Genomic DNA, 20,851 nt, shown 5'->3' on the forward strand with positions numbered 1-20,851 from the left:
CCAAGGAGCCGTCCCCATGTTCAAGCGCCTGTTCGTCGATCATCCGAAGAGCGTCGATGAAAATTATCTCGAGCATTTCGGCGTCGCGTCGAAATTCGGCGTGACGATGATCTGGGGCGGGATGTGTGCGCTGGTCCATGCGGTCGTGCCCGGCTGGTGCATCACCACCGGCAGCGACACCATTTCGCGGCTCAACAAGATCATGGTCGAGCAGCGCCGCGCCAAGGGGCAGGCGGTGATGCAGATGAGCACCATCGACTGGGTGATCTGAGCCGCGTGACCGACGCCGTCTACTATCTCGATCGCGCCGACCGGCCGCGGCTGGCGTACCGCCATGTCGCGGGCGCGGGGCCGACGATCGTTTTCCTGCCCGGCTATATGTCCGACATGGCCGGGGGCAAGGCGACCGCGCTGTTCGACCGCGCGGTGGCAGAGGGGCGCGCGTGCCTGCTGCTCGACTATGCCGGGTGCGGGCTGTCGGACGGGCTGTTTTCGCAGCAGACGCTGATCGACTGGCGCGGCGACGTGCTCGACCTGATCGATGCCAAGGCCGAGGGTCCGGTGATCATCGTCGGATCGTCGATGGGCGGATGGCTGATGCTGCTGGTCGCGCTGGCAATGACCGAGCGCGACGGGGCGGAGCGTGTCGCGGGGCTCGTCGGCATCGCGGCGGCGCCCGATTTCACCGACTGGGGTTTCACGTCCGAGGAGAAGGCGATCATCCTCGCCGAGGGCGAGCTGCGCGAAGAAACGCCCTATGGCGACCAGCCCTATGTGACGACGCGGGGTTTCTGGCAGTCGGGCGAGGCGAACCGGCTGCTGGAGGCCGAAATACCGCTCACCTGCCCCGTTCGCTTGCTCCATGGGCAGGAAGATGGCGACGTGCCGCCCGAGATCAGCCTGCGCCTGTCGTCCGCGCTCGCGAGCGACGATGTCCAAGTCATACTCGTCAAGGGCGGCGACCACCGGCTCTCGCGCGACAGCGACATCGCGCTTCTCATCGACACGGTCGCGCGTCTCGCGACCTCCAATTAGAGGACAGACATGGCCCGCAGCGATTTCAAGTTCAGCGTCAAGAAGCGCGTCCGCTATGCCGAGATCGACGCGCAGGCCGTCGTGTTCAACAGCCGCTATCTCGAATATTTCGACATCGGCATCACCGAATATTGGCGCGCCGCCGGAGTCTATGACCGCTGGCCCGCGAACGACAGCCCCGAATTCCACGTCGCGCGCGCCGAGGTCGATTACAAGGCGCCGATCCTGCTCGACGAGGAAATCGACATTTGCGTGCGCTGTTCGCGCGTCGGGCGCAGTTCGATGACCTTCCTGTTCGAACTGCACGGCGCGGGAAAGGACGACCTGCGCGCGACGGGGCTGGAGGTCAGCGTCCATGTCGAGGAAGCGCGCGGCGCGACCTCGCCGGTGCCCGATGAATTCGTAAACCTGTTCGAGGCATTTGAACAAACGTCGCTGCGCGCCTAAGTTCGCGGCATGACCAAATACCTCCACACCATGATCCGCGTGTCGGATCCCGACGCAACCATCGCCTTCTTCAACCTCGTCGGGCTGGAGGAAGTGCGCCGTTTCGACAGCGAGGCCGGGCGCTTCACCCTGATCTTCCTCGCGCCGCCGGGACAAGCCGGCGTGGCCGAGGTCGAGCTGACCTATAATTGGCCGCCCGCCGACGGCAGCGCCGCCGAAACCTATAGCGGCGGGCGCAATTTCGGGCATCTCGCCTATCGCGTCGACAATATCTACGACACCTGCCAGCGGCTGATGGACGCCGGGGTGACGATCAACCGTCCGCCGCGCGACGGCCATATGGCGTTCGTGCGCTCGCCCGACGGCATTTCGGTCGAGCTGCTGCAGGACGGCAACCTGCCACCGCAGGAGCCATGGGCGTCGATGCCCAACACCGGCGAATGGTAAGCTGAGCGATGCCGGGGCTGTTGATCAACATCGACGTCCCCGCGCTTGCCGCCGGCGAAGCCTTTTACACCGCCGCGCTGGGACTCACCGTGGGGCGGCGTTTCGACGAGGATATCGTCGAACTGCTAGGCAGCGATGTGCCGATCTACCTGATCGTGAAGCCCGCCGGGTCGGCAATCGGCCCCGTGGGCGATGCGACGCGCGTTTATGCGCGGCACTGGACCCCGGTGCATCCCGATTTCAGCGTCGACGACCTCGACAATGCGGTGGCGCGCGCCCTTGCGGCGGGTGCGGTGCAGGAAGGCCCGACGCTCGACCTGCCCTATGGCCGGCAGGCGATGTTCGCCGATCCTTCGGCCATGGTTTCTGCCTGATCGAGTTCAACGAGGCGGGCTATGACGCGCTCGCGGCCGGCGAAGGGCCGCGCTAGGCGACCGCGCTCACCGCACCGAGGGTCGGCCTTTCGGGTTGCTGCCAGCGGTCGGTGACCATGCAGTCGCGCCCGCTGTGCTTGGCGGCGTAGAGCAGTCGGTCGGCCTCGGCGAACAAGCGGTCGAAGTCGAGCGACGCGCCATCGACGCGCGAATCGAAGATCAGCAGCCCGCCGCTGGCGCTTACAGGGCGCGGCACTTCGGGGACATCGGCGGCAATACGCCGCGCCAGCGCCTGGCGGCAGCGTTCGGCGGTGCCCGCGGCATCGGGGCGGTCGATGAGCAGGAAGAATTCCTCGCCGCCGATGCGCGCCACGACCCCGCCATGGCCTTCGCGCAAGCCCGCGGCGGCGGCGCAGAGTACCGCGTCGCCCGCCTGATGGCCGTAGAGGTCGTTGACCGACTTGAAATGATCGATGTCGATCAGCGCCGCCGCGGTGAAACGGCGGCCCCCGGTGGCGAGCAGATGCTCGAGCCCGCGCCGGTTGCTGAGCCCGGTGAGCGGATCGGTCTGCGCCGCATCCTCCATCGCACCGGCGCGCGCATGCGCCCAGTCGCGTTCGCGGCGCAGGATCATGAAGCGGTCGGCGACGCCGAGCGCGGTGATTACCAGTTCGAGCGCGATCGCGAGATAGAGCAGCTGGTCGAGCCACACCGGCCCGACATAGAGGCCGAGTCCGCGCAGGACGCGCTCGAACCCGCAGGCGATGATCGGCATCCACGCGACAGTCTGATAGCGCGCGGCGCGGCTGCCACGTCGCCAGGCGCGCGTCAGCACGACGACATAGGTAATGAGCACGGGCAGATAGCCGCCGAAATAGAGCTTGTTGCCCCATGGCCGCACCGCCTCGATGGGCAGCATCGACACCGCCCCGAACAGAATGATCCAGCCGACGCTGACGAGGAGCGCGCGGCGCTCGCCCCGCGTCGCCTTTCCGGGTTCGAGGAAGTTGATGCAGAACATCGTCGCGGCGACGATGCCGACACTGAAGCTGATCTGCGACCAATAGCCATAGGCCAAGGCGCTGATCCCCGGGACGACGGCAAAGGCCAGCCCCGACGACAGGCTGGTGTGGAAGATGATGCAGGTCGCGAGCGCCATGTGCCAGAGCAGGAAGCGTTCGCGCAGCACCCGGAAAAAGGCGATGTTGAACACGATCGGCGCGAGCGCGAGGCCGGTGAACAGCGCGATGAGCAGCATCGTCTGCGTCGACCAACCGCCCTCGCCCGCGCGCGACAGCCGCGCGGTCTTGAGCGTCGTCATATAGCCCAGCCGGTCGAAGGCGACCGCGACCTCGACCGGCGGCGATGCACGTTGCGGCAGGGTGAGGTAGAAATCGGGTCCGGCGAGCCGATAGGGCATCGCCTCGCTGCCCTCGCGCACGACCGAGGCGACGCTGCCATCGGCGTAGCGGGCGTAGAGCGCGACGCGGTGGAAGCGGCTGGTGCGGGCGTTGAATTCGAGCGGGCCGGGGCCGGCCGCCGCGATCGCGCGGGCGTCGAAAAAGAGCCAGTTGCGTTGGCCGGCAAGCGACCAGCGATCGGTACCGCAATTGCGGGTTACGCCGGGGGCCGATATGGTGCTGTAATCGTCCCAGAGCGTCGATTGCAGCGTACAGGGCGCGGGTCCCGACGCGGCGTGCGCGGGGGACAGACTCGCCCCCAGGATTACCGCCAGAAACAGAAACGCCAGACGCAGCAAAGACATGACCCCCAATGTCGCGCGGTGACGCTAGACCCGAGGGCTTGCAACATGGTTAACTTTTGCCGGTCGACGGCGGCAGCCGCGTCGATTATCTTCGGCGCCATGCTCGAAATCGTCCGCATCCCCGTCCTCAGCGACAATTATGTCTGGCTGGTCCACGAACCCCGCAGCAAGGCGACGATGGTCGTCGATCCCGCGGTCGCCGACCCGGTGCTCGAAGCTGCGGCGGCGCGCGGCTGGGCGATCACCGACATCTGGAACACCCATTGGCACCCCGACCACACCGGCGGCAATGCCGCGATCAAGGACGCCGCCAAGGCTTGGGGGGGCTGCACGATCACCGGCCCGGCCGCCGAATATGCGCGCATCCCGACGCTCGACGTGCAGGTGACGGGCGGCGATACCGTCACGCTCGGCGATGTCGAGGCGGCGGTCTGGGACGTGCCCGCGCATACCGCCGGACATATCGCCTATCATTTCGCCGATGACGCCGCGATCTTCGTCGGCGACACGATGTTCGCGATGGGCTGCGGCCGGCTGTTCGAGGGCACGGCCGAGCAGATGTTCGCCAATATGCAGCAGCTCGCGACGCTCGACGATGCGACGCGCGTCTATTGCGCGCACGAATATACGCTGTCGAATGCGCGCTTCGCGGTGACGGTCGAGCCCGACAATGACGCGCTCGCCGCGCGCCTCGCGGCGGTCGAATCGGCGCGGGCAGCGGGCGAAGCCACGGTGCCGACGACGATCGGCGCCGAGCGCGCGACCAACCCCTTCCTGCGCGCGCCGACCGCAGCCGAGCTCGGCCGTATCCGCGCGCTCAAGGACGCCGCCTGACCGCGTCAGCAACCATTCATCGTCTCGCCCGTAGAATGCCATAGTCGCAGGAGTGCCGTGATGGCGAAGTCCCATTCCCTTGCCGCCGCGGTGCTCGTCACCGCGATGGCGCCGCTGGTCGCGAGCTGTGCGCAGGGCGGGACGCGCGCGCCCTCGGCGGAGCCGCTGCCCCCCAAGCAGGCGAAAATCCTCGACAAGCAGCTCGGCGGCAAGATCGCGGGCGAACCCGTGCGATGCCTGTCGAGCACCGGCACATACGACACGATCCGCGTGTCCGACGATATCCTGCTGTACCGCCAGTCGGGGCGGCTGGTGTATCGCAACGATTTGAAGGGCCGTTGCCCCGGCCTTGGCCGCGACAGCGACATCATGGTCGTCCGCCAGTTCGGCGGATCGACCTGCAGCGGCGATTTTTTCCATCTGGTCGACCGGTCGAGCGGCATCCGCGGCCCGACCTGCGTGCTTGGCGATTTTGTCCCCTATCGCAAACCGGCAGGGGACAAGAGCTGAACCCCTGAAAGGTTCAGCGACGGGCGGGGTTCCGGTTTGCCTCGAGCTCTTCGGGTCGCACCCCCGCCCGTCATTTGCCGACGATCACCCCTTGTACAGCGCCGCGATCTTGTCGGCGTAGACGTCGCGCAGGATGTGGCGACGGATCTTCATCGACGGGGTCATCTGTTCATTCTCGATCGTGAAGGGTTCGTCGGCGAGGTCGAACTTGCGAACCTTTTCGATCACCGACAGCTGGCCGTTGACGCGATCGACCGCGGCGCGCAGCGCGGCGCGGAATTTTTCATGTTCGCGCAGCAGCTTCATATCCTTGGGCAGCCCCTCGGCCTCGGCCCATTCATTCGCCCATTCGGGATCGGGGACGAGCAGCCCGACGAGATGCGGGCGCTTGTCGCCATAGACCATCGCCTGCAGGATTTCGGGCTGAAGCGTCAGCATGCCCTCGACCCGCTGCGGCGCGACATTGTCGCCCTTGTCGTTGACGATCAGGTCCTTCTTGCGATCGGTGATGACGATGCGGCCCTGCGGGTCGATATGGCCGATGTCGCCGGTGTGCAGCCACGGCCCCTTGCCGGGCTCGGCGGGGTCGACGATCAGCACGCGTTCGGTTTCGGGCTGGTTGCGCCAATAGCCCTTCATCACGAGTTCGCCGCGCACGAGGATTTCGCCGTCGTCGGCGATGCGCACTTCGGTATTCATCAGCGGCGGACCGACGGTGTCCATCTTGAGGCCGACCGACGGACGGTTGCAGCTGATCACCGGCCCCGCCTCGGTCTGGCCATAGCCCTGGAGCAAGGTCAGCCCGATCGAGTGGAAAAACACCCCGATTTCGGGGTTGAGCGGCGCGCCGCCCGACACCAGCGCCTTCATCCGGCCGCCGAAGCGCTGCTGGATCTTGGGGCGGAACAGCTTGTTGAGGATCAGGTCGACCGGGCGGTCGAGCACCCCCATGCGCCGCTCATAATCCTTCTCGCCGACGCGCAACGCCTGATTGAGCATCCAGTTGGCGAGCTTGCCCTGTTTCTCGACCGACTTGATCATCCGCGCGCGGATCACCTCGAACAGGCGCGGCACCACGACCATGATCGTCGGGCGCGATTCCTCGATGTTCGAGAGCAGTTTCTCGAGCCCCTCGCTGTAATAGATTTGCGCGCCGACCATGATCGGCAGGAACTGGCCGCCCGAATGTTCATAGGCATGGCTGAGCGGCAGGAAGGAGAGGAACACCTCCTCATCGCCGATGCCGAAGTCGTTGACGAGCACCTCCGCCGCGCCGGCCGCATTGTGCAGGATCGCGCCATGATGCTGCATAACCCCGCGCGGCGCGCCGCCGGTGCCGCTGGTGTAGATGAGGCAGGCGACATCCTCGCGTTTGAATTCAAGCGCGCGGGCCTTCGTCGCTTCGAGATGCGCTTCGCCACCCTCGACCAGCGGCGCCCAGTCGTGGACACGGACATCGCCCTGCTGACCGACGCGCAGCGGCTCCATGCTGATCACCAGATTGGCGTCGGAGCGCATCACCGCGGGCATCAGCACGCGCGCGAGCTTCGCGGTCGAGACGATCACCGCCTTGGCGCCGCTGTTGTCGAGGATATGCTGGTGGTCGCGTTCGGTGTTGGTGGTGTAGGTCGGCACGGTGATGCACCCTGCCGCCATGATCGCGAGGTCGGCGATACAGAATTCGGGGCGATTTTCGCTGACCAGCACGATGCGGTCGCCGGGTTTCAGCCCGAGTTCGCGCAAATTATGCGCGAGCGCCGCGACCTGGTTGGCGACCTGGCGCCAGCTCAACGGCTGCCAGGCGCGATCGGCCTTGCGCCACAGGAAGGGGTCTTCGCCGCCGCGCCCCGCGCGGTCGAAGAACATCGCGACCAGGCTCGGAAAATGGTCGAGATGGGGATTTTCCAGCTTCATGCCTTTGCTCTCTCCCGGGGAGGGTAAATCTCTGTTCTGTTCTTTTTGTTTCAGCTCTGCGGCGGCGCGTCGTCGACCGACGATGTGCCGGGGCCGCGCGGGTCGGCGGCTCCGCGCCACCCATCGCCAACGCGCTGCGCCGCGTTGAGTTTCGAACCGAGGTCGGTCGGGGTGATGGCATAGCCGAAGGGCGCCATCTTGCCCGCAATCGCCTGCCCCGCCGCGTCATTCTCGATCAGCACGCCCTGCTGGCCGAAGAAGAGGTTGGGCAGCGCGATCGCCTGGTCGGCAGTGAGCCCCCAGTCGAGCACGCCAACCAAGGTCTTGGTCACATGCATGATGATGCGCTTGCCGCCCGCCGAGCCGACCGCGAGCACGACCTTGCCGTCGGGGCCATAGACGATCGTCGGCGACATCGACGACAGCGGACGCTTGCCGGCCTGCACGCGGTTCGCGGCAGGCGCATCGCCGCGCACCGGGTTGAGGTCGAAATCGGTGAGTTCGTTGTTGAGGAAAAAGCCGTTGGCGTTGAGGTTGCTGCCAAAGATGCTCTCGATCGTCGAGGTCATCGACGCGACACTGCCGTCCTTGTCGACCGCAACAAAATGCGTGGTGCCCTGTTCAGGAACCGGGCCCGACGGGGTGCGCGGCTGCGCGCCCGGCGGGTTGCCGGCGGGATAGGAAGCGGCGCGTCCATAGGGCGAGATCAACTGGCGGCGCTGCGACAGATATGTCTTGTCGAGCAGGCCCGCGACGGGAACATCGACGAAATCGCTGTCGCCCAGATATTTCTCGCGATCGGCATAAGCGAGCTGCATCGCTTCGGACAGCAGATGCCAGCTCATCGGATTGTCTTTGCCCATCGTCTTCATGTCCCAGCCCTCGATCATGCCGAGGATGCCGAAGACGGTGGTCGCGCCCGACGAGGGCGGGCCCATGCCGCAGACCTTGTAGACGCGGTAGGTGGTGCAGACCGCGGGCTTGTCCTGCGCCTTGTAGGCTGCGAGGTCCTTGGCGGTGAGCAGCGCGGGGTTGCGCGTCGACTTCGCGACCGCGTCGCTGATCGCCTTGGCATTGGCGCCGGTGTAGAAGGCGTCAGGGCCTTGCGCCGCAATCTCGCGCAGCAGTTTCGCATAGGCCGGATTCTTGATCACCGTGCCGACCGGCGCGGGTTTGCCGTCGACATAATAAAGCGCGCGCGCGGCGGGGAAATCCTTCCACGTATCCTGGAAGCGGTCGAGCCAGCCATAGAGCGCTGGGGTGACCTGGAAGCCTTCGTCGGCGAGCTTGATCGCGGGCTGGAACAGCGCCTTCCATTCGAGCTTGCCCCATTTCTTGTGGGTCAACTCCATCAGGCGGACATTGCCGGGGACGCCGACCGACAGCCCGCCGGGGATGACGTCGCCATAGCCGCGCGATTTGCCGTCGGGGCCCATGAAACGGTCGGGCTTGGCCGAGGCGGGCGCCATTTCGCGGCCGTTGATCGTGCCGATCTCCCCCGACTTCGCATCATGATAGACGAGGAAGCCGCCGCCGCCGACGCCGCTCGACTGCGGTTCGACGAGGGTCAGCACGAGCATCATCGCCATCGCCGCGTCGGCGGCCGAACCGCCGTCGTGCAGGATCTGGCGTCCGGCCTCGGTCGCGCGCGGATCGGCAGACGAGGTCACGCCCTGCGCGGCGGCGAGCGAGGGGACGGCGGTCAGGAAAAGGGCGAAGGCGGCGAGGAGTCTCTTGTTCATGCGCGGGACATTGGCGCGGGGGAATGGATGGCGCAACCCCATCCCTATGCCTCGCGGTCGCGAAGCGATGCCGGGCGGTTATGGCGCCGGTCTTGCCGGCCCCTCTCCCATCTGTTGCTCAGTCGCCCACCCCGACCGCATCGGCGACGCGGGTGAAGCCGTCGCGCACCGCCAGATCCTCGAGCCCGCGTGCGATCCGCGCCGCGAGGCCGGGGCCAGCGAAGACCATCGCCGAATAGATTTGCACGAGGCTCGCCCCGGCGCGGATGCGTGCCCACGCCTGTTCGGCATTCGCGATACCACCGACGCCGATCAGCGGGATCGCGCCGCCGCTCGCGGCGCGGAAATCCTTGAGGCGCTGGAGCGCAAGGTCGTGGAGCGGCGCCCCCGACAGCCCGCCTGCCTCGTGCGCGCGCGGCGAGCGGAGCGACGGCCGCGTGATGGTGGTATTCGAAACGATCAAGGCCGCCAGCCCCTTGTCGAGCGCAACCGCGACGACATCGTCGATGTCGGCGGGTTCGAGGTCGGGCGCGACCTTGAGGAACACCGGCTTGGCGCCGCCCGCGGGCTGCGCGGCATTGACCGCGTCGAGCAGCGCCTCGAGCGCGCCCTTGTCCTGCAGCGCGCGCAGCCCCGGCGTGTTGGGCGAACTGATGTTGACCGTCAGATAATCGGCGAGCGGCGCCATCGCCGCAGTGCCCTTGGCATAATCGGCGATGCGGTCGTCGCTATCCTTGTTGGCGCCGATATTGATACCGAGCGGCACCGCCATGCCGCAGGCGCGCAGCGCCTTTATCCGTTCGGCCGCCGCAGCCTGCCCGCCATTGTTGAAACCCATGCGGTTGATCACCGCCCCATCCTCGACCAGCCGGAACAGCCGCGGGCGCGGATTGCCCTCCTGCGGCAAGGGCGTCAGCGTGCCGACCTCGACGAAGCCGAAACCGAAGCGCGGCATCACCGCCGCAGCGCGCGCATCCTTGTCGAAGCCGGGGGCGAGCCCGACCGGATTGGGAAAGCTCAGGCCCGCGACCTCGGCCTTGAGGATCGGGCTGGTCAGCGCGGTGCGCGCGCGCGGCAGCGGTTCGAGCGCCGACAGCGTCAGATTGTGCGCCGCCTCGCCATCGGTCGCATGGACGATCGGGCGGACGAGCGCATAGGCGGCGTCGGTGAGCGAAGCGAAGAGCGTCATGGCCCCCGCCATTGCGCCGCACCGGCCCCTATGGCAAGCCCCTGCCCGACCAGCAAAGTCCAACAAAAAGCCGGAGAATATCGTGTCGCACCCCCGCATCCTCGCCAGCCTGTCCGCCTCGCTGTTCGCCATCGCCCTTGCGGGCTGCGCGCCGACGGTTGCCGAACAAGCGCCCGCGACGGTCGCTCCTCCGGCGGCAGTCGCCCCGGCGGGCGCGAACCTCGCCGAATTTTTCGACAAATATGATGCCGCGCAACTGTCGCTGTCGCCCGAGACCAAGGCGCGGCGCGGGGTGCGCGACGGCGATTATGGCGAATGGGACGATGTGTCGGACGACGCGGCGGTCGCGCGCTTCAAGCTGCAGACCGCAACCGCCGAGGCGATGCGCGGCAGTTTCGACCCCAAGGCATTGACGACCGACGAGGCGCTGTCGTTCGAGTTGTTCAACGCGCAGGCGGCGCGCGCCGAGCGGCTGTTCGCGTTCCGCGACCATGGTTATGTCTTCGATCAGATGAACGGCGCGCAGAGCCAGATGCCGGCGTTCCTGATCAACATCCATCGCGTCGCCAATGTCGCCGAGGCCGAAGCCTATATCAGCCGCATTCGCGCGATGGGGCCGATCCTCGACGCGCTGTCGGCGCAGTCGGCAGAGCGCGCGGCCAAGGGCTTTGCGCCGCCGAAATGGGTCTATCCCTATGTCATTTCGGACATCGCCAACCTGACCAGGGCCGACAATGCGGTGGTCGAGGACATCAGCGCCAAGGTGAACAAGCTCGACATCGACGCCGCCGAAAAGGCCCGGCTGATCGCCGCCGCCAAGGCCGCCTGGACCGAGAGCGCGGGTCCCGCTTACACGCGCCTGTCGGCCGAGATGGCGCGCCAGCAGGCAAGTGCGCCGACGCAGGACGGCGTGTGGCGCATGCCCGAGGGCCAGGCCTATTACGAGGCGCTGCTCGCCAATTACACCACGACCGACATGACCGCCGCGCAGATCCACGACCTCGGCCTGTCCGAAGTCGCGCGCATCCATGGCGAGATGAAAAAGATCATGGCGCAGGTCGGGTTCAAGGGCACGCTGAACCAGTTTTTCGACCATCTGCGCACCAGCCCGCAATATTATCACACGACGCGCGAGGCCTATCTCGCCGACGTCGACCGCCACGTGAAGGCGATGGAAGCGCGGTTGCCCGCCTTCTTCAACACCATCCCCAAGGCGGCGCTGCAGGTGAAGGCGGTCGAGGCCTTCCGCGAGAAGTCAGCCGGAAAAGCGTTTTACTCCTCCCCCGCCCCCGACGGGTCGCGGCCGGGCATCTATTATGTGAACCTCTACGACCTCAAGGACATGCCCAAGACCGAGCTTGAGGCGCTCGCCTATCATGAGGGCGTGCCGGGGCATCATTTGCAGCGCGCGGTGCAGACCGAACTGACCGGCCTGCCGCCCTTCCGCCGCTTCGGCGGCTTCACCGCCTACACCGAGGGCTGGGGCCTCTATTCGGAGGAACTTGCCAAGGACATGGGCTTCTACACCGACCCCTATGCCGATTTCGGGCGGCTCGGCATGGAATTGTGGCGCGCGACGCGGCTCGTCGTCGACACCGGCATCCACGACAAGCGCTGGACCCGCGAACAGGCGATCCAGTATCTCAAGAACAACACCCCCAACCCGCAAGGCGACATCGAGAAGGCGATCGAGCGCTATGTCGTCTATCCGGGGCAGGCGACCGCCTATCTGATCGGCAAGCTCAAGATCATGGAATTGCGCGGCCGCGCGCAAGCCGCGCTCGGCGCCAAATTCGATTTCCGGACATTCCACGACGTCGTGCTCGAATCGGGTCCGGTGCCGCTCGATGTGCTCGAAAGGCGCGTGGATGCGTGGATCGCCACCCAAAAGAGTTAATGATGCGACGATTTGCAACTTGACGGGCGGCGCCGAAAGGCAAATGATTTGGCCTAGTTAAACAGGTGGCGATGCAGCCACCGGGGGTCGGGTCTCGTCATGTCGGAAAGCATTTCTTCGCCAGCGGGCGTGGACGGCTATACGCCGTTCGAATTGCAATATTTTCCGCCCGATCCCGATCTCGCGGAAATGGTGTCGAGCTTTTATTTCGTGCGCGTCGACATGCCCTTGTTCGACGAGAGCGAGCGCGCCGACCGCCCGCAATTCCGCATCATGAGCGTGCCCGAGGGCGAGTATATCTTTCCCGACGGCTATCGCTTCCCCGCCGGGCGCGCGACGATCATCGGGCCGACGAGCGGCAGCGTGCGCGCGATCGGCAACGGCCCGCTGCGCATGTACGGCTTCGGCCTGATGCCCGCCGGCTGGGCGACCTTGATGGGATCGCACGCCGACAAGCTCACCGACCGCGCGATCGATGCCGCCGACCTGTTCGGCGACTGGATCGAGGAGGTCGTCGACGCGATCGGCAACGCCGCCGACACGCAGGAACGCCTGGTGATCGGCAATAATTTCGTCCGCGAGATCCTGAAGAAGAACGAGCCCGCGCCGGTGTGGTTCACGCGCACCGTCGACGAATGGCTGACCGCCTCGCCGTCGCCCCAGGTGCCCGAACTGGTCGAGGCGACGGGCATGTCGATCCGGTCGGTCGAGCGGATGACCAAACATTATTACGGCCTGTCGCCGCGCATGCTGGCGCGCAAATATCGCGCGGTGCGCGCGGCATCGGCGCTGGCGCGCGGCGAAAAGCTCGACGATGCCGAACTCGGCGACGCCTTTTACGACCAGTCGCATCTGATCCGCGAGATCAAGCGCTTCGCCGGCGCAACACCGGGGCAACTGTCCAAGCCGTCGCCCTATACCGAGGCGACCGCCAAGGGGCGCAAGCAGATGGCGGGCAAGGTCAGCCCGATGGTCTCGGACACCTAAGCGCCTTATTAACCACCAATAATCCGGCGCCGCGTCGTTTTGGCGTTTCCGTACAATCGCGAATCGTCGCCGCCCCATATTCGGGGCCTGCGACCCAGAAGAGCTCGCCTCTTTCAGAGGAACGAGACCTTCATCTTGGCACCCATTCGGCCTCGGCTGGATGGGTGCCTTTTTTTTCTTGGGCATCGCCAAAACGGGCTTGCTTGCGCCCCGCCAAAGCCTCGCCTATATAAGTGGAGTAATTTACTCCAGTTAAGAATCGTTCGCAATTTGCGCGCGATAGAAAGCCGTGATGCGCCTGTCCAACCTTGCCGACTATGCCGTGGTGCTGATGAGCGCCGCCGCCCGCCAATGCGGGTCGGTGCCGCTGCACGCCGCGATGCTGGCCGAACAGACGGGCATTCCGGGGCCGACCGCGCAGAAACTGGTGAGCGGGCTGGCGCGCGCCGGCCTGCTCGTCGCCTCACGCGGCAGCGGCGGCGGGGTACGCCTGGCGCGGCCCGCTGCGGCGATCAGCGTCGCCGACATCATCGAAGCGGTCGAAGGCCCGATCGCGCTGACCTCCTGCGTGTCCGAAGGCCGCCACGATTGCTCGCTCGAAGGCAGCTGCAAGGTGCAGCCGCATTGGGGCGTGGTGAACGGCGCGGTGCGCGGTGCGCTGGCCGAGATCAGCCTTGCCAGCCTGGCAGCGGCCCCCAAGGCGCGCACGCCCCAACCGATCCCGGCGCTTGCCGGCGACGAGATCAGAGTATGACCGACAACACCGAAACCCGCATCAAGGACCAGGCCGCGCATGACGCCGCGGCGAAGGTTGCCGATTATGAGCATGGCTGGTCCGCCGACATCGAGACCGACTTCGCGCCCAAGGGGCTGACCGAGGATACGGTCCGCTTCATCAGTGCGAAGAAGAACGAGCCCGAGTGGATGCTCGACTGGCGGCTGAAGGCGTTTCGCCACTGGCAGACGATGGAGACGCCCGACTGGGCGAAGCTCAACGTGCCGCCGATCGACTATCAGGACGCCTATTATTACGCGGCGCCCAAGGCGAAGCCGAAGCTTTCGAGCCTCGACGAGGTCGATCCCGAGATCCTCGAGGTCTACAAGAAGCTCGGCATCCCGATCGAGGAGCAGAAGGTGCTCGCGGGGGTCGAGGGCGCACGCAAGGTCGCGGTCGACGCGGTGTTCGACAGCGTCAGCGTCGCGACGACCTTCCGCGAGGAGCTGAAGCGCGCGGGGGTGATCTTCCTCTCCATCTCCGAAGCGATCCGCGAATATCCCGAGCTGGTGAAGAAGTGGCTCGGCAAGGTTGTGCCGATGCACGACAATTATTTCGCGACGCTCAATTGCGCGGTCTTTTCGGACGGGACGTTCGTCTATGTGCCCGAGGGCGTGCGCTGCCCGATGGAGCTCAGCACCTATTTCCGCATCAATGCCGAGAATACGGGGCAGTTCGAACGGACGCTGATCGTCGCCGACAAGGGCGCGTATGTCAGCTACCTCGAAGGCTGCACCGCGCCGATGCGCGACGAGAACCAGCTCCACGCCGCAGTGGTCGAACTGGTTGCGCTTGACGATGCCGAGATCAAATATTCGACGGTGCAGAACTGGTATCCCGGCAACGCAGAGGGACTCGGCGGCATCTATAATTTCGTCACCAAGCGTGCGCTCTGCCAGGGCAAGCGCAGCAAGGTGTCGTGGACGCAGGTCGAAACCGGCTCTGCGATCACTTGGAAATATCCGAGCTGCGTGCTCAACGGCGACGACAGCGTCGGCGAATTCTACTCGGTCGCGGTCACCAACAATTTCCAGCAGGCCGACACCGGGACCAAGATGATCCACAATGGCAAGCGCACGCGCTCGACCATCGTCAGCAAGGGGATCAGCGCGGGCAAATCGAACAACACCTATCGCGGCATCGTCCGCGTCGCGCCCAATGCCGAGGGCGTACGCAACTTTACCCAGTGCGACAGCCTGTTGCTCGGCAGCACGTGCGGTGCGCACACCGTGCCGTACATCGAAGTCCGCAACCCGAGCGCGACCGTCGAGCATGAAGCGACGACGAGCAAGATCAGTGACGACCAGCTCTTCTACGCGATGCAGCGCGGGCTGGGACAGGAAGAGGCGGTGGCGCTGATCGTCAACGGCTTCGCCAAGGAAGTGCTGCAGCAGCTGCCGATGGAATTCGCGGTCGAGGCGCAGAAACTGCTGGGGATTTCTCTGGAGGGGTCGGTCGGATGATGTCGTTGATGATCGTCGCGTTGATGACGGAGGAACCCAAAATCGTCGAGAGAACGGTTATCGGAGCCGCTCCCGTCGGCTCAATCGAGTTTCCCGACGAAATCGCGCCCGCGATCATTCCCTATCTGAAATGCACGCAGGCCGAATTCAACAAAGCGCAACTGACGATCGAAACCCGCAAGGGCGACAAAGGCTTGGGCCTCGACGAGATGAAGGAAGCGAACGATTTGTCGCTCGCGGCCTGCGCCCAGCAGCGCGTAAAAGCAGGGGTGTCGGCACGCGGACTTGCCAATCGCATTCCGGACAAATCATCGGCGGAACGCGACGCGGTTGTCGCCGCGGCGCTGGCAGCTGTCGATAGCCGGCTGGACGGGCTGATGACGATGATCAGCCAACCACTGAAGGCGCTTCCGCCACCCACAGTTCCCGAAGGCATGACCGCCGGATTCCTTGAGGAAGGCGCGATCATGGTGCCGATCGCCATCGACGCACAGCACGGGCGCTATGCCTCCTGTCTGTCGAATGAGAGCTTCGATGCGACCCGCCGGATGCCCAAGGATCGCGCCGTTTATCGACGACAAGTTGAAACCGCCATCGCAAAATGCGCTGAAACTCGCACCGCCGAGGAGGCTGCCGCGAGGACAATCCTTCGCCGGTCGCCCGAATATCCTGACGCCGCCGCAGCTGACGCAGCTGTCAAGGCGAGCTTCGATGCCTCCGAGAAGATGCAACGCCAGCTACCCGAAATTATGGACGCGACGCGCGAAAAGATGCGCGCAGGGAATTGAATGATATGCTCAAAATTGAAAACCTTCACGCCGCCGTCGCGGACAAGCCGATCCTGAAAGGCCTGTCGCTCGCCATCAATGCGGGCGAAATCCATGCCATCATGGGGCCCAATGGCGCGGGCAAGTCGACGCTGTCCTATGTCCTCGGCGGGCGCCCCGGCTATGAGGTCACCGACGGTTTGGCGACCTTCGACGGGCAGGATCTGCTTGACATGGACCCGCACGAACGCGCCGCGGCGGGCCTGTTCCTCGGCTTCCAATATCCGGTCGAAATCCCCGGCGTGTCGAACGTCCAGTTCCTGCGCGAGAGCCTGAACGCCCAGCGCAAGGCACGCGGCGAGGAACCGCTGTCGGGCGGCGATTTCCTGAAGCTCGCGCGCGAAAAGGCGGGGCTGCTCAAGCTCGACATGGACATGCTCAAGCGCCCGGTGAACGTCGGCTTTTCGGGCGGCGAGAAGAAGCGCAACGAGATGGTGCAGATGGGTATCCTCGACCCGAAGCTCGCGATCCTCGACGAGACCGACAGCGGCCTCGACATCGACGCGCTGCGCGTCGTCGGCGACGGGATCAACAGCATTATGCGCCGCCCCGACAAGGCGGTGCTGCTGATCACCCATTACCAGCGCCTGCTGGACTATGTGCAGCCCGATTTCGTCCACGTCCTCGCGGCCGGCCGCATCGTCAAGTCGGGCGGCCCCGAACTCGCGCTCGAACTCGAGCGCGAGGGCTATGCCGAGATTGCGGCTTGATGGCGATGCTGGCCCTGATGACCATGACGCCCGCGGCGGCGATCCCTCTCGCACCGCCCTCTGACGCGGTCGAAGAGGAAATCGTCGTGATTGCAAGCAAGCTCAAGGACTGGCGCGCCGCGCTGATCGACCATCGTGGCGAGACCCGATGCTATACCCAGCGGTCGACCGGCGACGCCGCCATCGACCGGATCGGGTGCCAGTCGATGTTGCGCTGCCATACGCGCTACGCGGCCGAGTTCGAGAGTTTCAAGGACCACCGCATTCCGTCGAACAAGCGCAGCGCGACACGCAAAAAATTTCTTCGAAACGAATTTTCGACCTGCGTTTTCGCGGAACGCGACGCCATGGTCGCCGACCTCGCCGAAAAGCGATCGGCACAATGAGCACGCACGCCCTCCCCTCCCGCCGCGACGAAGCGTGGCGCTATAGCGACATCGACGCGGTGGCCGCAGCTTGGCCGCTGCCCGCGCCCGAGAGCATTATCGTGCCCGCGGGAGGCGACTTCCGCCGCGCGATTGTGCAGGGTGCCGGCGATATCCGGCAGATCGAGCTGGTGCTCGGCAAGGGCGCGACCGCATCGCTGCACGTCCTCAATATCGGCGGCACTTACGGCCGCATCGAGCTCGCGGTGACACTCCATGAGGGTGCCGATTTTCAGCTCGGCGCGGCTCAGATCGGCGGCGGCGAGCAGAATCTCGAGATCGTCACCACCGTCACCCATGCAGAACCCGGCGCGACGTCGCGGCAGGTGGTTCGCTCGGTGCTCGGCGGTCAGGCCACCGGCACCTATCTCGGCAAGGTCGCGGTCGTGCGTGACGCACAGCAGACCGACAGCGAGCAGGATGTGAAGGCGATGCTGCTCGATCGCAGCGCGACCGCCAACGCCAAGCCCGAACTCGAAATCTTCGCCGACGACGTCAAATGCGCGCACGGCTGCGCGATTGGCGAACTCGACGCCATGGCGCTCTATTATCTCCAGTCGCGCGGCCTGCCGCCCGCCGAGGCGAAGAAGCTGCTGCTGCAGGCTTTCGTCGCGGGCGTGTTCGACGGTGCCGAGGACGAGGAGCATTTGCAGGCGCTGGCGCTCGCCAAGCTGGGAGAGCTGGTGTGAGCACCGCGACCGCCCTCCGCACCTTCCCCGACGTCCGCGCCGACTTCCCCGGCCTCACCCCCGGCTGGCACTATCTCGACACCGCCGCGACCGCGCAGAAGCCACAGGCGGTGATCGACGCGACGGTGAACGCGATGGGCCGCGACTATGCGACCGTGCACCGCGGCGTCTATGCGCGCTCGGCCGACATGACGCTCGCCTATGAGGCGGCGCGGCGGCGGATCGCGGCGTTCATCGGCGCGAAGGAAGAGCAGATCGCGTTCGTGCGCGGCGCGACCGAGGCGATCAACCTCGTCGCCTATTCGCATCCGAAGAAGGGCCGCATCCTGCTGTCGATGCTCGAGCATCACAGCAATATCGTGCCCTGGCAGCTTGCGGGCTGGCAGGTCGACGTCTGCCCGCTCACCGCCGATGGCTGCATCGACCTCGACGCCGCCGAAAAGCTGCTGACGAGCGAACACAGGATGGTCGCCTTCGCGCATGTCTCGAACGTGCTCGGCAGCCCGCTCGACGTCGCGCGCGCCGCTGAGTTGGCGCACCGCGTCGGCGCCGAACTGTTGATCGATGGATGCCAGGCCGTGCCGCGCCTGCCGGTCGACGTTGCGGCATTGGGCTGCGACTATTATGTCTTTTCGGGGCACAAGCTTTACGGCCCGACCGGGATCGGCGCGCTGTGGAGCGACAAGCTCGATCGCTTGCCGCCCTGGCAGGGCGGTGGATCGATGATCGATCGCGTGACCTTTGCCAAGACGACCTATGCCCCCGCCCCGACGCGGTTCGAGGCGGGCACGCCCGCGATCATCGAGGCGATCGGGCTCGCGGCGGCGGTCGACTATGTCGAGGCGCTAGGCGTCGATGCGATCCATGCCCATGAGGTCGCACTCGTCGGCAGCTTACGCGAAGCGCTGGCGCGCAAGAACAGCATCACGCTTTTTGGCCCCGAAAACAGCGCCGGAATCGTGAGTTTTGCGATAGCGGGGGTTCATCCGCACGACATCGGCACTATCTTGGACGAAAGCGGGGTCGCGATCCGCGCCGGGCACCATTGCGCTCAGCCGCTGATGGAGCATCTGGGTGTGCCGGCAACCGCGCGCGCGAGTTTTGGCGTTTACAGCAACAGCGATGACGTGGCGGCGCTGATCGAGGGCCTGTCACGCGTCGAGAGGATTTTCGGATGAGCGAGGATCGGATGATCAAGGTGGAAGAAGTGACGAGCGTCGAGGCGCCGCCGAAGGCGCGCGTCGAGGATGTCGAGACGGCGCCGGAAACGATGGGCGAGAAGCTGGAGCGCAAGCGCGACTATCTGGAAGGCTTCCTTGCCGCGAAACCCGCCGAGGTCGCCCCCGGCGCGGTCGGCGGCGACCTGTATGAGGCCGTGATCAACTCGCTCAAGGACATCTTCGACCCCGAAATCCCGGTGAACATCTATGATCTGGGCCTCATCTACAATGTCGAGATCGACGAGGGCCATGTCGTCGTCACGATGACGCTGACCACGCCGCACTGCCCGGTCGCCGAGTCGATGCCCGCCGAGGTCGAACTGCGCGTCGGCGCGGTTCCGGGCGTCGGCGATGCCGAGGTCAACCTCGTCTGGGATCCGCCGTGGAGCCCCGAAAATATGAGCGACGAAGCGCGCCTCGAACTGGGGATGCTGTGATGACCGACGTGAAGACCCGCACCCGCCCTGCCGCGGTCACGCTGACGCCCAATGCCGAGGCGCGCGTCGCGGCGCTGATGGCGAACGCGCCCGAGGGTGCGATCGGCGTCAAGCTGTCGACCCCGCGCCGCGGCTGCTCGGGGCTCGCCTACTCGGTCGACTATGTCACCGAGGAAGCGAAGTTCGACGAGAAGATCGAGACCCCCGGCGGCATTTTCTACATCGACGGCGCGTCGGTGCTGTACCTGATCGGCAGCACGATGGACTGGGTCGAGGATGATTTCGCCGCAGGCTTCGTGTTCGAAAATCCGAATGCCAAGGGCGCCTGCGGCTGCGGCGAGAGCTTCACCGTCTAAACGCGCCTAGCGACACACCGTCCAGCCCGCCGTCCGCTCCGCCATGTCGAGGTGGAAATGGTCGGCGTGCGCCGTGTTATAGTCCGGCGACAGCACGGTATTGAAATAGTCGCACGACCCGTCGCGCACCGCGTGCAGGAAGGCGCTGCGCGCATCGCCGTCGTTCCAGTCGTTGATCAGCGCGATGCGCGTGCCGTCGGCGAGGACGAAGGCCGAAATGTCGATGGCATTGGCGGTCGAATGCTGGCTCTGCGCCTGCTTCCCGGCGATCTTGCGGCAATTGTAGCTGCCCAGATTTTCGAGTTCGGCGACCTTCTGCCCCAAATGCTTCTGTGCGAGCGGCTGGACGACGTCGCGCGTCCACAGCGCCATCGCCGCGGTGACCGCGCAGCCCGGCGCGGCATTCGCCGGACGCATCGTCGGCACCAGCCGGTTGCCCGTCAGCACCATGCGCTGGCTCGCGCGGCAGACGCCCTGCCCGACCACAGGGCGATGTTCATAGCCCGCCTTCGCCCGGTCGAAGGCAGCGAAGCAGGCCGTATCGTCGGCGACGAGCGCGGTCAGCTTGCGCTGCGTCGCCCAGCCACGGGGTTGCGCGAGTTCGAAGCGTGCGGTCGGATCATGCTGCGGGTGGTCGCGCAGCCATTGCATCGCATAGATGGCGACCACGGCGAGCAGCAGCGCGACGAAAAACCAGAGGAGATAGGGGCGAACACTCTTCACCCCCGACCAATGCCCGCACCGCGCGCGGCGTTCCAGCGGCAAATTACCGCTTGTTGAAAGCGCCGCGCCGCGTGATAGCGTTCTC

23 protein-coding genes are annotated in these 20,851 nt (G+C 65.8%); 18 read left to right on the top strand and 5 right to left on the bottom strand.

Annotated elements, in window-relative coordinates; all coding sequences use genetic code 11:
• Positions 1-16 precede the first annotated feature (16 nt).
• The 5 genes from B1A78_RS09635 to B1A78_RS09655 are packed head-to-tail and all read left to right on the top strand — an operon-like array spanning position 17 to position 2,303.
• Positions 17-271 carry a DUF6356 family protein gene (locus tag B1A78_RS09635; protein ID WP_077146758.1) on the top strand — a complete coding sequence of 85 codons (255 nt, stop codon included), beginning with the start codon at positions 17-19 and terminating at the stop codon, positions 269-271.
• A gap of 5 nt (positions 272-276) precedes the next feature.
• Positions 277-1,035 (top strand): alpha/beta fold hydrolase, encoded by a 759-nt coding sequence (locus tag B1A78_RS09640; protein ID WP_077146759.1) that lies wholly within the window; start codon positions 277-279, stop codon positions 1,033-1,035.
• A gap of 9 nt (positions 1,036-1,044) precedes the next feature.
• The gene (locus tag B1A78_RS09645; protein WP_077146760.1) at positions 1,045-1,482 is read left to right on the top strand and encodes a thioesterase family protein; all 438 of its coding nucleotides are present in this window, start codon (positions 1,045-1,047) and stop codon (positions 1,480-1,482) included.
• A gap of 9 nt (positions 1,483-1,491) precedes the next feature.
• Entirely contained in the window at positions 1,492-1,929 is a 438-nt protein-coding gene (locus B1A78_RS09650; protein WP_077146761.1) for a VOC family protein, read from the top strand.
• Between the two features lie 8 nt (positions 1,930-1,937).
• Positions 1,938-2,303, top strand: a complete 366-nt coding sequence (locus tag B1A78_RS09655) for a VOC family protein (RefSeq protein ID WP_218667959.1) — start codon at positions 1,938-1,940, stop codon at positions 2,301-2,303.
• 52 nt (positions 2,304-2,355) lie between these two features.
• Here B1A78_RS09655 and B1A78_RS09660 read toward each other — a convergent pair whose 3' ends face one another.
• The gene (locus B1A78_RS09660) at positions 2,356-4,068 is read right to left on the bottom strand and encodes a diguanylate cyclase (RefSeq protein ID WP_077146762.1); all 1,713 of its coding nucleotides are present in this window, start codon (positions 4,066-4,068) and stop codon (positions 2,356-2,358) included.
• Positions 4,069-4,167: 99 nt separating this feature from the next.
• Here B1A78_RS09660 and gloB point away from each other — a divergent pair, with 99 nt between their 5' ends.
• Both gloB and B1A78_RS09670 read left to right on the top strand, forming a co-directional pair.
• On the top strand, positions 4,168-4,902 hold the full coding sequence (gloB, locus tag B1A78_RS09665; RefSeq protein ID WP_077146763.1) for a hydroxyacylglutathione hydrolase: 735 nt from the start codon (positions 4,168-4,170) through the stop codon (positions 4,900-4,902).
• A gap of 60 nt (positions 4,903-4,962) precedes the next feature.
• The gene (locus tag B1A78_RS09670; RefSeq protein ID WP_083734018.1) at positions 4,963-5,412 is read left to right on the top strand and encodes a hypothetical protein; all 450 of its coding nucleotides are present in this window, start codon (positions 4,963-4,965) and stop codon (positions 5,410-5,412) included.
• Between the two features lie 84 nt (positions 5,413-5,496).
• Here B1A78_RS09670 and B1A78_RS09675 read toward each other — a convergent pair whose 3' ends face one another.
• The 3 genes from B1A78_RS09675 to B1A78_RS09685 form a co-directional block, all read right to left on the bottom strand.
• Positions 5,497-7,326 (bottom strand): long-chain fatty acid--CoA ligase, encoded by a 1,830-nt coding sequence (locus B1A78_RS09675; RefSeq protein WP_077146764.1) that lies wholly within the window; start codon positions 7,324-7,326, stop codon positions 5,497-5,499.
• A gap of 50 nt (positions 7,327-7,376) precedes the next feature.
• A complete protein-coding gene (gene ggt, locus B1A78_RS09680) occupies positions 7,377-9,068 on the bottom strand; it encodes a gamma-glutamyltransferase (RefSeq protein WP_077146765.1) in 1,692 nt (563 codons plus the stop codon).
• Between the two features lie 118 nt (positions 9,069-9,186).
• Positions 9,187-10,257 (bottom strand): quinone-dependent dihydroorotate dehydrogenase, encoded by a 1,071-nt coding sequence (locus B1A78_RS09685; RefSeq protein ID WP_077146766.1) that lies wholly within the window; start codon positions 10,255-10,257, stop codon positions 9,187-9,189.
• Between the two features lie 82 nt (positions 10,258-10,339).
• On the opposite strand from B1A78_RS09685, the gene B1A78_RS09690 reads away from it, so the two are divergent.
• The 11 genes from B1A78_RS09690 to B1A78_RS09740 all read left to right on the top strand — a co-directional run bounded on the left by B1A78_RS09690 (position 10,340) and on the right by B1A78_RS09740 (position 20,043).
• A complete protein-coding gene (locus B1A78_RS09690; protein ID WP_077146767.1) occupies positions 10,340-12,154 on the top strand; it encodes a DUF885 family protein in 1,815 nt (604 codons plus the stop codon).
• 129 nt (positions 12,155-12,283) lie between these two features.
• Entirely contained in the window at positions 12,284-13,141 is an 858-nt protein-coding gene (locus tag B1A78_RS09695; protein WP_256837610.1) for a helix-turn-helix domain-containing protein, read from the top strand.
• 292 nt (positions 13,142-13,433) lie between these two features.
• Positions 13,434-13,895, top strand: a complete 462-nt coding sequence (locus tag B1A78_RS09700; RefSeq protein ID WP_077146769.1) for an SUF system Fe-S cluster assembly regulator — start codon at positions 13,434-13,436, stop codon at positions 13,893-13,895.
• On the top strand, positions 13,892-15,379 hold the full coding sequence (gene sufB / locus B1A78_RS09705) for a Fe-S cluster assembly protein SufB (protein ID WP_077146770.1): 1,488 nt from the start codon (positions 13,892-13,894) through the stop codon (positions 15,377-15,379). Before B1A78_RS09700 ends, sufB begins: the two co-directional genes overlap by 4 nt.
• Positions 15,376-16,167: a hypothetical protein gene (locus B1A78_RS09710; protein ID WP_077146771.1), complete on the top strand. Its 792-nt coding sequence runs from the start codon at positions 15,376-15,378 to the stop codon at positions 16,165-16,167. The genes sufB and B1A78_RS09710 overlap by 4 nt, the downstream gene beginning before the upstream one ends.
• Before the next feature lie 5 nt (positions 16,168-16,172).
• Positions 16,173-16,916: a Fe-S cluster assembly ATPase SufC gene (sufC, locus tag B1A78_RS09715; protein WP_077146783.1), complete on the top strand. Its 744-nt coding sequence runs from the start codon at positions 16,173-16,175 to the stop codon at positions 16,914-16,916.
• Complete coding sequence (locus tag B1A78_RS09720; RefSeq protein ID WP_077146772.1) at positions 16,916-17,302, top strand: hypothetical protein; 387 nt, start codon at positions 16,916-16,918, stop codon at positions 17,300-17,302. The genes sufC and B1A78_RS09720 overlap by 1 nt, the downstream gene beginning before the upstream one ends.
• Positions 17,299-18,030, top strand: coding sequence for a SufD family Fe-S cluster assembly protein (locus tag B1A78_RS09725; RefSeq protein WP_077146773.1), 732 nt, complete (start codon positions 17,299-17,301; stop codon positions 18,028-18,030). Before B1A78_RS09720 ends, B1A78_RS09725 begins: the two co-directional genes overlap by 4 nt.
• On the top strand, positions 18,027-19,208 hold the full coding sequence (locus tag B1A78_RS09730) for an aminotransferase class V-fold PLP-dependent enzyme (protein ID WP_077146774.1): 1,182 nt from the start codon (positions 18,027-18,029) through the stop codon (positions 19,206-19,208). Before B1A78_RS09725 ends, B1A78_RS09730 begins: the two co-directional genes overlap by 4 nt.
• Positions 19,205-19,687, top strand: coding sequence for an SUF system Fe-S cluster assembly protein (locus tag B1A78_RS09735; protein WP_077146775.1), 483 nt, complete (start codon positions 19,205-19,207; stop codon positions 19,685-19,687). Before B1A78_RS09730 ends, B1A78_RS09735 begins: the two co-directional genes overlap by 4 nt.
• Positions 19,687-20,043, top strand: coding sequence for an iron-sulfur cluster assembly accessory protein (locus B1A78_RS09740; RefSeq protein WP_077146784.1), 357 nt, complete (start codon positions 19,687-19,689; stop codon positions 20,041-20,043). The genes B1A78_RS09735 and B1A78_RS09740 overlap by 1 nt, the downstream gene beginning before the upstream one ends.
• A gap of 6 nt (positions 20,044-20,049) precedes the next feature.
• Here the strand turns inward: B1A78_RS09740 and B1A78_RS09745 are convergent, their stop codons facing one another.
• Positions 20,050-20,766 (bottom strand): extensin family protein, encoded by a 717-nt coding sequence (locus tag B1A78_RS09745; RefSeq protein WP_077146785.1) that lies wholly within the window; start codon positions 20,764-20,766, stop codon positions 20,050-20,052.
• Positions 20,767-20,851: the final 85 nt, after the last annotated feature.

Origin of the sequence: Sphingopyxis sp. KK2, from assembly GCF_001990265.1 — a bacterium.
In the GTDB taxonomy this organism is placed as follows: domain Bacteria; phylum Pseudomonadota; class Alphaproteobacteria; order Sphingomonadales; family Sphingomonadaceae; genus Sphingopyxis.